Raw genomic sequence first — 10,793 nt, 5'->3', positions numbered from 1 at the left:
AGACCATCCCAAGGTGGACATAGAGCGGGGGCCATTGCCGCAAATCACCGGTTATACGACCGAAGCCATCTTCGGCGAAGGCGGCATGGCGACGGTCTACCTGGCTGTTCAGGAGTCGCTGTCCAGGCGTGTGGCCCTGAAGGTGATGAAACCGCTCTGATGGTCGACGCGGACTTCTGCCGGCGATTCATCAACGAAGGGCGTCTGATCGCCAAGCTCACCCACCCCAATATCGTGACCGTCTACGACATCGGCGCGTCTGAGCGCTACCACGCCAAGACGATCGGCAACGAGACCAAGCTCACTTCTACCGGCATGCTGATCGGCAGTATCGGCTATATGAGTCCGGAGCAGGCGAGGGGGCTGGAGGTCGACAACCGATCCGATCTCTATCGGAGGATGATCGAAACGGGACTGAGGATGAACCCGGACGACGAACGTTTGCAAGCACTTCAGCGGGCGGTTGAATAGGTCGCGTGGCGTTCAACCGAGGTTCAATACAGACCGAATAATGCGCTGTTCCTAGGGTTGTTGCTGCGAATAACCAGGACTAGGCTCAAAGCAGCGAAGCGCGTTGCTTGCGCTTGCGTTTCCCCGCTGCAGTCTCGACACGTACAGGTCAGCCCGTGCCCGTGATCATAGAGAGTCAACCCATTGCCGCCGCGCAGCATCCGGGCGAGGCAGTCGCCGCGAAGCCAGGCCGAGCCGTCGGCCGGCGCCCCCTCGTAGGAGCGATTCACGCAGTCCATGGCCCGTTACCGTGGACATCGTGGAGCCCGAATGGATTGGGCGCGAAGGATCCGACCGGGGACGGCTCGCTTGCGTCCCACCGACTTCCGCAATCGTTGGAATTGGCGTTGCCCGTCCCGGTGTCGTCGCCCCAACAGAAGAGGGTCGTCGACCCGCTGCCTGCGGCGTACTCCCACTCGGCCTCGGTCGGCAGCCGGTAGGATTGGCCGGTCTTGTTGCTCAGCCAGGCGGTGTAGGCTTGCGCATCGTCCCAACTCACATTGCCGACGGGCAATTGACTGCCGGCGCCTTCCTCCGGGCTGAACCGGCAACCGCCCTCGCGTAGACAGGCGTCCCATTCGGCCAGGGTGACCTCATGGACACCGATGGCAAAGGGTTCTGCAAAGGTGACTTCGTGTTCGGGTTTTTCGTCCGGGCGGTGTCGGTCCGAACCCATGATGAATGCACCGGCCGGCGCCGCGATCATCAGCGGGCACAGATCGCAGTCGCGGAAGCTCCCCTGCGGTGTCGTCGCGACCACGTCGGTCGGCTGAACGGCAGTATCCGCCTCGGTGTCCCCGGGCGGTCGGCCGTTCAGCGACCTGATGCGTATCTCGGCGAGACGTGCAAAGCGCCCGTCCGGATAGGCGCCAGGTAGGCCTCGAATTCGGAAGGATCCTTGCTGTCTTTGATGGTCTCCCAAAAGGCAAGCTCCTCTCAGAACGCGAGGTCGCCGCCTGCTTTGGGTGTCGATGCGGTGTCGGCGAGGAGCGGATCGACCTGAATGGCGGCGACGCAAAGGATCACCGCCAAGGCGAGTGCAATCGGGTTTGTCGAAGCAGATGACATGGTGGTTCGCCTAGGCTCCCGAGTACCCGCGTGATCGATTGCCTTAAAACCGACGCGAAAGGCGCTTGGCAGGTGTGAAACGACGTAGTGTTCGAGTCTACCACCACCCGATCCGGGCTTGTAACCCACGGTCACTGTCGGGCGTTCCCTGCAATCGTGCAATCGGCGTCGAGTCGTTCGATGCTTCAATCGCCCGCTTGACGATCCGCTTCCGATGCGCCTTGCTCGCTGCACAAGCGATTGACCTGCTCCAGGCAGGCGACGCATAGACAGTCCCGATAGCGTTCCCCGAGAAACTCAAGTGCCTCCGCGCTCAGTGCGACGCTCAGGCAGCCACACCGCTCGACGCGGTTCGCTTTGCATTCGAAGCTGGATCCGCAGCGCGGACAGGTCTTCATCTCATGCTTTCCCATGCGCGTTGCTCTCGATGTCCGTGTTGGCGGGTGCGGTGATCGACCGTCTTGGCGCGTCTCCGAATCACGGGCGAGGGCCGAACCGGGTCGTCGTATCCGTTTATGGTGTTTGCTTGGACGCGCTCACAGTCTACACCCTCGCCCCGACACCTTGCGTACCGACGCGCCTCGTCGTCGTTGCGGTTGCGCCGGCACTTGCGATAGCCTCGCGCGTCCGTCGGCTCGTCGCTCGACGGTTATACCACTGTCCCCGTGATCGAGGTCCGGCATGCTGCTCGAAGAGACCGATCATTACGCCCTGCACCGGCAGGGGCGCTATCTCGTCGTCGGCTTCGCGCGTCCGCATCGCGTGCTCGGCACCTGTCGGGTCAACGGCGGGATGTCCGAGACGCTGACCCATTTGGCGAACCATCAAAGTTGCGAGGGTGTGGCCCATCTGGCGCGCTACGAGACCGTCCTGGGTCTCGGCGCACAGGACTATCACGCACGCACCTGCGCCGAGGCAGGGCTTCCGCCCGAGACGACGGCCCTCATGGGGACCGCCGCCAACATGCAGTGTGCGGTCGTAGCGCGCGCGGATGCGGAGGATCTTCGCGTGACGGTAGTGGCCACCGCCGGGGTGACCGGCAACGCCGTCCGCGCCGGTGATCCGGCCGCTTGGCACGAGGAGGCCGACGGCAGTCGTCCTGCCCGTCGCGGGCGTTCAGCGGAATCGTCGGGGCAGATCGGATCCGAAGGCCCGATCGCCGGCGATCGACCGTCCGATGACTCCGGCTCGGGAACCATCGTCACACTGGTCCTGATCAATCGGCCCTGCACGCCCGCGTGCCTGTTGCGTGCAGCGACCATGGTCACCGAGGCGAAGAGCACGGCTTTGCTGGATCTGCGTATGCCAAGCCTCCAGTCGCCGTGTCTTGCGACCGGTACCGGGACCGATCAGCTCGCGGTCGCCGCCCCGCTGGCACGCGAGGCCGAGTGGGAGCGGCACTGGGCGGGCGGTCACAACACGCTGGGCGAGCTGCTCGGGCGGGCGACGCATGACGCCGTCACCCGCTGTCTGCTGCTGCAGAACGGTATCGTTCCCGAGCTCAGACGCACCATCTGTGCAGCCTTGGGTCGCTTCGGTTGCGACGAGGCGGCGCTGCGGGTCTGCGCGGAGTCCGAGCTGGAGGCTCCGGACGCGGCCGTTTTCGCCGCCAATCTCCAGGCGATCATCCACGATCCGCACAGCGCCGCAGCCGCCTATGGTCTGGCCGAGATCCTGGATCTGGTACGCACCGGGGTGCTGCATGCCGGGGTCGCACGCGAGGCGATCCTGAACCAGGCGGCGCTGCTCGCGGCGGGCGTCGCCGTCCAGCCCGAGCGGTTTGTCGCGCTGCGTGCGGAGTTGGCGCCGCATCAAGGGTTGCCCGACGGCCGCTTGGCCGCGCTCGCCGTCGTGCGGGGGTTCGCACGCAAATGGGACTGACTGAGCATCTCGCGCTCATCCTCGCAGCCTGCCTGCTGGACGCGCTGATCGGGGATCCGGTCTATCGTTTTCATCCGATTCGGATCATCGGAGCCTGGAGTCTCGGCTGGGAACGGCTCTTGTTTATCGTCGGGCTGAAGGGTCGTGCCGGCGGCGTCCTACATTGGCTGCTGGTCGTCGGGGGTGCGCTGGCGGCCTGGTGGGGCGTTCGATCGGGTCTCGGCGCACTGCACCCTTGGGCGGCCTTCGCCTGGGATGTCTTCATCGCCTACAGTCTGATCTGCATGCGTGATCTCCTGGATCACGGACGCCGGGTGCTCGAAGCGCTCGACGATCTCCCGCAGGCGCGCGCGCGGCTGCGGATGCTGGTCGGTCGCGATACCGAGCAACTGGAGCGCGACGGCATCGTGCGCGCGACCATCGAGAGCCTCTCGGAGAACCTGACCGACGGGGTCCTGACGCCCCTGTGGGCGCTCTGTCTCTTCGGGCTCCCGGGTCTGATCCTGGTGAAGGCGGTGTCGAGCTTGGATTCGATGGTCGGCTACAAGAACGCACGCTACGGCCGTTTCGGTTGGGCCGCGGCGCGTTCCGACGATCTTGTCCATTGGCTGCCGGCGCGGCTCTCGGTCCCCTTGATCGCGGCCGCGGCGGCATTGCTCAAGCTACACTCGCGGCTGGTCTTCCGTGCCGCGCGCGACTATCACGCCATGCTCCCCAGCCCGAACTCGGGGTGGAGCGAGGCCGCCTGCGCCGGCGCGCTGCGGGTCAGACTGGTCGGTCCGATTCGCTACGGTGGGAGGCTCGTCACCGAAGACTATATGGGTGATCCGGACTGGCCGGCCGATCTCGGGGCGACCGACCTCGAGCGCGCGCTGCGCCTGATCCTGGTGGCCTGCCTCCTGGCACTTCTCGTCGGTGTGGCCGTTGCGCCGCTGCGCACGGTTCTGCCATGGTGAGGGTTTCCCGCGCTCGGTGACGTGAGCCAAAGGCGATGCCGAGCCATTCGGCCGCCTGCGCAGCCGAGTCGCCTCGCTGATTCGGCCTCGGTCGGTCGAATGGTTCAACGAAGGTGGTCATACGGGCGGGGAGACTCTGTTGCATCCGTAGGCGTGATCAGAACTCGCTCGCGCGGCGCCCAGCCGCTCGGCCGGGCGCAGAATCACTCCGATCCGGCCAGGCGCCGCTTGATCCGTCTGAGTCCGAACCAAGCGAACCCGATCACGAAGGGGAGGGCGATGCCCATCCACAAGCCCGCATCGATCGGGATTCCTCCGCTTTCCAGACCTTTGAGCGCGTATCCGATGAGGCCGACGCCGTAGTAGCCGATCGCGATGACGGAGAGCCCTTCCACCGTCTCTTGCAGGCGCACCTGCAACTGGGCGCGTCGATCCATTGACTCCAGCAGCTGCCGGTTTTGCTCCTGCAGCGAGACATCCACGCGCGCCCGCAAAAGGCTGGTGATGCGGGCCGCGCGCTCGGCCAAGTCGTGCTGGCGCCGCTGGGTGGCCTCGCAGGTCGCGACCGCCGGGGCCAAGCGCGCCTCGAGGAATTCGGACAGGGTCTGCAGGCCTTCGATCCTGTTTTGGCGAAGCTGCTCGAGCCGCTGTTGGATCATCCCGTAATAAGCGCGCGAGGCATCGAAGCGATAGGTGGTTCGGGCCGAAACCGCCTCGATATCCGCAGCGAGGCTGGTCAGCTCGCCCAGCAGCTCGCTCTCGAAGGCCGGCTGATCGGACGCGCCTTGGCTCGACAGACGTGAGGCCACCATCGCCAAGCGACGATCGGCGTCGCTGAGGGCTGCAGACACGCCGCGAGCCAAGGGGAACCCGAGCAGTGCCATGGCCCGGTAGGCGTTGATCTCCAAAACGCGTTTGGCCAATCGCCCGGCCTGATTGTCGGACAGACCGCAGTCGCGCAACAGGATCCAGGAGTAGCCATCGGCATGGATCTTATGGTCCGACCAAGCCCGCCCCGCACCCCCGACCACTTCCGAGCCGATGACCGGGTTGCCGTCGAAGAGCGCGACCAGCTCCTCGTTGGTGCGTTCGGGCCAATCGCAGGTCTCGATGGCCAGCGAGGTCGCGGTGATGACCTCGCCGGGCAGATCGCGCAGCCAGTCCTGCGGCAGCTCGTCGAGCAGGGGTTCGGCGAAGGGGTGAGCGAAAGTGCCGCGCTTGCTGAAGGTGTAGGTGACGAATTCGGTATGACGCTCCCAGCGCAGACGCATGGGCCCGAGGTCGATCCAATAATGCTGATCGACCGTCTCCGGTATGGGCAGCCCGTAGTGGGCCAAGAGCCGCTTGAGGTGCTCGACGTTGCGACCGCTGCCGCGCTCGCCGGAGACCGCGGCCAGGTGCGAGACCCGCTCGGGCGCGCGCAGGGGCTCGAAGGTCCGGGCGTGCAGCTCGTCGGTGACGAGATGACGGAGCACATGCTCTTTAAAGGGGAGTGACATGCCGTGATGATCCGTACGGTGATGGTCCTTGTCAGGCGGCGCGAGTGTAACCGGGGGTCGTGACGAAAACTAGGTTCGATCCCGGCTCGGCTCGACCGCCCGCCATGCGTGGATCGCGCGTGTCGTGGGGCGTTATGGATGGAGCAGGCACGCGAGGCCGTTCCGGGTCGGTGTCGCCGCCTGGCCGACACCACCGGGATTCAGTCAGCGCTCTGCGCGGCGTCGGACTCCGGCCGATCGCCCTCGGGTTGCTCGACGTCGGTCGCTTCGGACTGAGTGCCGCTGTTTTCGGTCTTGCGTTTCTGCTTGTTCTCCTTCTTCTTTTTCTTTTGCAGGTCGCGTTGACGTTTCTCGAACGCATAGTTTGTCTTGGCCATCGTCATGATCTCGCTGTTCGGCGCCGTGACAGTCGAGACTGCCGGGCCCGGGTAGAAAAGGTCGGGAAAGGGGGCGAGTGCGCCGGATCCCGTTGTTCAAGTGGATCGCCGAGCGTAACAGCATCCGCTCGACAGCTCTACTCACCCCGCCGAATGTGGGCCGGGAGTCATACGTTTGTCACGACCATCTGCGATGCTCTCGGCCATCGATGACTGATCCGGGGGCAGCTAAATTGGAACGCTTTGCAGACGAGCTCGACCTGACCCAATTTCGAATCGATCAGCTGACTGCACTGGCGGTCGCTGCAATGCGTGATCAGGCAAACCTTGTTTCAGGCCGCGACCACTGTCTCGACTGTGGCGACTTGATTCCTGCGAAGCGCTTGATCTACGTACCGAACGCGACTCGCTGCGCACCCTGCCAGGATCGCGAGGAGCGTCTTGGTCGTGGATTTATGCCGGGTGCGCTGGTCGACAAGCCCCAGGCTCGTCGCTCGGTGTAAACCGCGCTCGGGTAGCGTGATCGCCTATCGGGCGGCGACATCGGCACACCCGCGGCGCGATACTCAGCACCCAGATCCAAGTCCGACGAGCTCCTCTGCGATGTCTTTCGCCCATGGCTTTGCCTTTGACCCAAGCTACGGCTACAGCCTGGATGCGCTTCTGGCGGTCGCTCCGCCGCCCGAGCCCGCCGATCTCGGTGCCTTCTGGAGCACCCGCTACGCTCGCGCATTGGAGGTCGAGCCCAACCCCCGCTTGTGCATTTCACGCGAGACCCACCCGCGTTTCCGCGTCCACGACCTGACATATGAGTCGACCGACGGGTTTCCGATTCGCGGCTGGGTCCTGACCCCGCGAGTTGGCTCGCCTCGACGAGGGTTCGTGCTGGGGCACGGCTACGGCGGCATCGAAGCCCCACCTTACGACCTTCCCCGCGACGACGGGGTCTATCTCGTGCCTTGCTTTCGAGGCTTAGGCCGCAGCCAGCGCCCGCCGATCTCGGCGGACCCCAATTGGCATGTGCTCCACGATATCGACAGTCGCGAGAACTACATCCTGGGCGGTTGCGTGGATGACCTTTGGGTCGGGGTCTCGACCCTGCTTCTGCTTTTTCCGGAGTTGTCCGGACATATCGGATATCTCGGTATCAGCTTCGGCGGAGGGATCGGGGCTATGGCGATGGCCCGGGATGCGCGCATTGCACGCGGCCACCTCAACGTACCCAGCTTCGGTCACCAGCCTCTGCGGCTTGCGTTACCCAGTATCGGCAGCGCGGCTGCCGTCCAACGCTGCGTCGGCACCCAAAGTCGAATCGGCGATACCCTCGCTTATTACGATGCGGCGGTTGCCGCGCGGTCGATCCGTCAACCGATGCATGTCGCCGCCGCCCGCTTCGATCCGGCCGTGGCGCCGCCCGGACAATTTGCGGTCTACAACGCGATCCCCGGAGACAAGCGCCTGTTCGTGCTCGACGCAGGACACTTCGACTATCCGGGGCGGGCGCGCCAGACACAGGATCTGCTTGCCGAGCTCTGGGCCTTCTTCGCGCCGCTGTGAGGTCAAGAATGAATCGCGAATACCACCGATGGTACAGCGACCGGCTCGGTCGGGACATGGAGCTGCTGGTCTTCGGGCATGCGGGAGCCAAGGTTCTCGTGTTTCCGACGCGCGATGGGCGCTTTCACGAATATGAAGATCTGCGCTTGATCGAAGCACTCGGTCACAAGATCGAGGCCGGCCAGCTTCAGCTCTATTGTGTGGACAGTATCGTTTGGGAGTCGCTCTACTGCGATTGGTGTCACCCCGCCGATCGCATCCGCCGCCATTGTGCCTTCGAGGACTATGTCCTCAACGAAGTGCTGCCCTTGATGGCAATGAAGAATCCGCACCCCTGCACCATCGCGCATGGCTGTAGCTTGGGGGCCTACCATGCCGTGAATATCGCGCTGCGACACCCTCATCTCTTCAAGAAGATCGCGGCCTTTTCGGGGCGCTATGACCTGACCTATGAGGTGGACTGCTTCCGTGATCTGTTCAGCGGTCATCGGGACGAGCTGATCTACTTCCACAGCCCCGCTCAGTTCCTCGCGAACCTCGACTGTCCAAACCGACTTGGTGCCCTGCGCAGCATGGATATCACCTTGGTGGTCGGCAGCGAAGATCCATTTCTCGATCACAATCGCCGATTCAGCCACTTGCTCTGGGCGAAAGGGATCTGGCATGCGCTGCACGTGTGGGACGGCCGTGCGCACCGCGGCCACGATTGGCGGCGCATGGCGCCGCTCTATGTCTGAAACCGGTTCTGAAGCCGGCCCATTCGCGATCGCGGATCGGGATGGCATGCCTCTCGCGCGTCGATTGCACGGGATCGGATCGGGCCTCGGCGGGCGGCCTCGCCGAGCCGATCGACCCCGTCTCCACGCAGCGATCGACGGTGAATGGCTCGGTGGTAGTGACCGATTGCATGACCCGCATCGACGGGCGTCACACGATTGTCACCGGAACCGTCGATAATCCCGCCCACCCTGACCGGATGTGGCCCAGCCGCCTGGAACCTCGCGTCGTGACTCTTCTCCCGCTGGCTGAACACCACAGATCCCCTCGCCGTTGCCGTAGCGCTCGGCAAATTCCCTCATGACGACCGTCGATCTGATCTGGTTCAACGCCGGGGGTGGTCATCGTGCCGCGGCGCTCGCATTGGAGCAGGCGATCCATGATCAGGGTCTGCCCTGGCGTGTGCGCAAGGTCAACCTGACGCAGGTTCTGGACCCGCTCGGGTACTTTCGGCGAGTGACCGGGATGGAGCCCGAGGACGTCTACAATCGGCGCTTGGCCACCGGCTTTACGCTCGGGCTGGCGCAGGAGCTGAAACTTCTGCAAGGCATGATCCGCTGGACGCATGCCCTCATGGTGCAGCGGTTGGCGTTGCATTGGCGAACGACCCGGCCCGATCTCGTCGTTTCGCTGATCCCGAATTTCAACCGAGCGCTGCACGACAGCTTGGTGCTGGCCGACTCGGGCGTACCCTTCGTCACGGTGCTCACCGACATGGCCGACCACCCGCCGCACTTCTGGATCGAGCCGGACCTCGCCCAACACCTGGTGTGCGGGACCGACTACGCGTATTCGCAGGCTGTGGCCGCCGGCTGCTCCCCGGACCGCGTGCATCGCAGCAGCGGGATGATCCTGCGCCCGGAGTTCTATGCGCAGGCGCCGATTGCTCGTGCCGAAGAGCGGCAGCGTGTGGGCTTGGATGCGGCGACGCCGACCGGCTTAGTGTTGTTCGGCGGCACCGGCTCCCGGGCGATGAAAGGCATCGCCGCTCGTCTGCCCAAGACCCCTCTGATTCTGATGTGCGGTCGCAACGAGGCGCTGGCAGCGGAGCTGCGCGCTCTGCCGACGGAGGCGCCGCGTGTCGTGGTCGGTTTCACGACCGAGGTTGCGCGATGGATGCGGCTGGCCGATTTCTTTATCGGCAAACCGGGACCGGGCAGTCTGAGCGAGGCCGTTCATCAGGGACTGCCGGTGATCGTGACCCGCAATGCCTGGACCATGCCGCAGGAGCGCTGGAATACCGAGTGGGTGCGCGAACATGGCCTGGGAGTCGTGCGAAACAGTCTTCGGTCCATCAGCGCAGCGGTCGAGGACATCACGCGGAACCTACCCGAGTACCAAGCCAGGGTGCGCCGGATCGAGAACCGCGCTGTTTTCGAGGTGCCGCAGATCCTCGCGAAAATCCTGGAGAAGGCGCGACAGCCTGCTCGGGTTGCGGGCGGAGTGCCGGTGTTGGGCCTGGTCGATTCGTCCTCGGATCAGCGCGAGTTGGTCGCGGCCGATCGGGCGACCGGTCTCGAGTGCCCGGTCGCGTTGCGAGCCTACTCCTCGAAGGCTCTGTCCAACATCCCGAAGCTCGGTCGCGCCAAGCGTCAAGAACGCCATCGCGTTGCCCCTGCGATCGTGACCAAGAAATGCTGAGTGGATGAACCGATGACCACGACATTCGCTGCGATCGGCTGTGTTCTGCTGTCCGTCACCGCGCAGTTTCTGATCAAGGCCGGCATGTCGAGCGTCGCGGTCAAGGCGGCGTTGGCGAAGCCCGCCGCATTGCACGTGGCAGGGGCCGTCATGCTCAATCCGGCCATCATCGGCGGCTTCGCGCTCTACACCCTCGGCGCTGTCGTTTGGCTGTGGGTGCTGGCGCGTTGGGACGTCAGCAAGGCCTACCCGTTGGAAGGTCTGGGATTCGCCTTGGCGTTGCTGGTTGGGTTTCTGATCGGAGAGCAGGTCACCCTGCTGCGCACCTTGGGCGTGTTGTTGATCTGCGCGGGCGTGTTCGTCATCAGTGCAAGTTGAGCATGAGCGCTGGATGTCTCGGAACGACGAGCGCGTCTTAGGCCGCGCGACCGGGGATCAACAACATCGTCCTCGTGACCCATTACGGATACGAAAACGACTTGGCGCTTGCGCAGGCCGTGACCGCATCCCATTATACACAACTTTGA

General features: G+C 64.5%; 14 protein-coding genes. 9 read left to right on the top strand and 5 right to left on the bottom strand.

Translation table 11 applies throughout. From position 1 onward, the window contains the following. Positions 1-13 precede the first annotated feature (13 nt). Entirely contained in the window at positions 14-160 is a 147-nt protein-coding gene (locus tag B4N44_RS11775) for a hypothetical protein (RefSeq protein WP_296700996.1), read from the top strand. After that, positions 160-471 (top strand): hypothetical protein, encoded by a 312-nt coding sequence (locus tag B4N44_RS11770; RefSeq protein ID WP_296700994.1) that lies wholly within the window; start codon positions 160-162, stop codon positions 469-471. Before B4N44_RS11775 ends, B4N44_RS11770 begins: the two co-directional genes overlap by 1 nt. Before the next feature lie 265 nt (positions 472-736). Here B4N44_RS11770 and B4N44_RS11765 read toward each other — a convergent pair whose 3' ends face one another. The 3 genes from B4N44_RS11765 to B4N44_RS11755 all read right to left on the bottom strand — a co-directional run bounded on the left by B4N44_RS11765 (position 737) and on the right by B4N44_RS11755 (position 1,991). Further along, entirely contained in the window at positions 737-1,432 is a 696-nt protein-coding gene (locus tag B4N44_RS11765) for a formylglycine-generating enzyme family protein (RefSeq protein ID WP_296700992.1), read from the bottom strand. A 14-nt stretch (positions 1,433-1,446) separates the two neighbouring features. After that, positions 1,447-1,578: a hypothetical protein gene (locus B4N44_RS11760; RefSeq protein WP_296700990.1), complete on the bottom strand. Its 132-nt coding sequence runs from the start codon at positions 1,576-1,578 to the stop codon at positions 1,447-1,449. Positions 1,579-1,763: 185 nt separating this feature from the next. Next, on the bottom strand, positions 1,764-1,991 hold the full coding sequence (locus tag B4N44_RS11755; protein ID WP_296700988.1) for a cysteine-rich CWC family protein: 228 nt from the start codon (positions 1,989-1,991) through the stop codon (positions 1,764-1,766). 268 nt (positions 1,992-2,259) lie between these two features. On the opposite strand from B4N44_RS11755, the gene B4N44_RS11750 reads away from it, so the two are divergent. Next, a complete protein-coding gene (locus B4N44_RS11750) occupies positions 2,260-3,459 on the top strand; it encodes an adenosylcobinamide amidohydrolase (protein WP_296700986.1) in 1,200 nt (399 codons plus the stop codon). After that, complete coding sequence (cbiB, locus tag B4N44_RS11745; RefSeq protein ID WP_296700984.1) at positions 3,450-4,415, top strand: adenosylcobinamide-phosphate synthase CbiB; 966 nt, start codon at positions 3,450-3,452, stop codon at positions 4,413-4,415. Before B4N44_RS11750 ends, cbiB begins: the two co-directional genes overlap by 10 nt. A gap of 203 nt (positions 4,416-4,618) precedes the next feature. Here the strand turns inward: cbiB and B4N44_RS11740 are convergent, their stop codons facing one another. Together B4N44_RS11740 and B4N44_RS11735 are read right to left on the bottom strand one after the other, a co-directional pair. Continuing rightward, positions 4,619-5,914: a DUF3422 family protein gene (locus B4N44_RS11740; protein WP_296700982.1), complete on the bottom strand. Its 1,296-nt coding sequence runs from the start codon at positions 5,912-5,914 to the stop codon at positions 4,619-4,621. A 200-nt stretch (positions 5,915-6,114) separates the two neighbouring features. Next, positions 6,115-6,291 carry a hypothetical protein gene (locus B4N44_RS11735; RefSeq protein ID WP_296700981.1) on the bottom strand — a complete coding sequence of 59 codons (177 nt, stop codon included), beginning with the start codon at positions 6,289-6,291 and terminating at the stop codon, positions 6,115-6,117. A 92-nt stretch (positions 6,292-6,383) separates the two neighbouring features. On the opposite strand from B4N44_RS11735, the gene B4N44_RS11730 reads away from it, so the two are divergent. From B4N44_RS11730 to B4N44_RS11710, 5 genes are all read left to right on the top strand, one after another. Further along, entirely contained in the window at positions 6,384-6,794 is a 411-nt protein-coding gene (locus tag B4N44_RS11730) for a TraR/DksA C4-type zinc finger protein (RefSeq protein ID WP_296700979.1), read from the top strand. A gap of 100 nt (positions 6,795-6,894) precedes the next feature. Beyond that, on the top strand, positions 6,895-7,848 hold the full coding sequence (locus B4N44_RS11725) for an acetylxylan esterase (RefSeq protein WP_296700977.1): 954 nt from the start codon (positions 6,895-6,897) through the stop codon (positions 7,846-7,848). An 8-nt stretch (positions 7,849-7,856) separates the two neighbouring features. After that, positions 7,857-8,585, top strand: coding sequence for an esterase family protein (locus B4N44_RS11720; protein ID WP_296700976.1), 729 nt, complete (start codon positions 7,857-7,859; stop codon positions 8,583-8,585). Between the two features lie 340 nt (positions 8,586-8,925). Next, complete coding sequence (locus B4N44_RS11715) at positions 8,926-10,266, top strand: galactosyldiacylglycerol synthase (RefSeq protein WP_296700975.1); 1,341 nt, start codon at positions 8,926-8,928, stop codon at positions 10,264-10,266. A gap of 12 nt (positions 10,267-10,278) precedes the next feature. After that, positions 10,279-10,644 (top strand): hypothetical protein, encoded by a 366-nt coding sequence (locus B4N44_RS11710; protein ID WP_296700973.1) that lies wholly within the window; start codon positions 10,279-10,281, stop codon positions 10,642-10,644. The last annotated feature ends 149 nt before the right edge of the window (positions 10,645-10,793 follow it).

It is taken from the genome of Thiocapsa sp. UBA6158 (assembly GCF_002423035.1).
Taxonomy (GTDB): domain Bacteria; phylum Pseudomonadota; class Gammaproteobacteria; order Chromatiales; family Chromatiaceae; genus Thiocapsa.
This window is presented reverse-complemented; position numbering and strand designations above follow the sequence as displayed.

Coding starts and splice junctions, on each gene's coding strand:
- B4N44_RS11770 (WP_296700994.1), top strand. CDS start 160: ATGGTCGACGCGGACTTCTGCCGGCGATTCATCAACGAAGGGCGTCTG.
- B4N44_RS11760 (WP_296700990.1), bottom strand. CDS start 1,578: ATGTCATCTGCTTCGACAAACCCGATTGCACTCGCCTTGGCGGTGATC.
- B4N44_RS11755 (WP_296700988.1), bottom strand. CDS start 1,991: ATGGGAAAGCATGAGATGAAGACCTGTCCGCGCTGCGGATCCAGCTTC.
- B4N44_RS11750 (WP_296700986.1), top strand. CDS start 2,260: ATGCTGCTCGAAGAGACCGATCATTACGCCCTGCACCGGCAGGGGCGC.
- cbiB (WP_296700984.1), top strand. CDS start 3,450: ATGGGACTGACTGAGCATCTCGCGCTCATCCTCGCAGCCTGCCTGCTG.
- B4N44_RS11740 (WP_296700982.1), bottom strand. CDS start 5,914: ATGTCACTCCCCTTTAAAGAGCATGTGCTCCGTCATCTCGTCACCGAC.
- B4N44_RS11735 (WP_296700981.1), bottom strand. CDS start 6,291: ATGGCCAAGACAAACTATGCGTTCGAGAAACGTCAACGCGACCTGCAA.
- B4N44_RS11725 (WP_296700977.1), top strand. CDS start 6,895: ATGTCTTTCGCCCATGGCTTTGCCTTTGACCCAAGCTACGGCTACAGC.
- B4N44_RS11720 (WP_296700976.1), top strand. CDS start 7,857: ATGAATCGCGAATACCACCGATGGTACAGCGACCGGCTCGGTCGGGAC.
- B4N44_RS11715 (WP_296700975.1), top strand. CDS start 8,926: ATGACGACCGTCGATCTGATCTGGTTCAACGCCGGGGGTGGTCATCGT.
- B4N44_RS11710 (WP_296700973.1), top strand. CDS start 10,279: ATGACCACGACATTCGCTGCGATCGGCTGTGTTCTGCTGTCCGTCACC.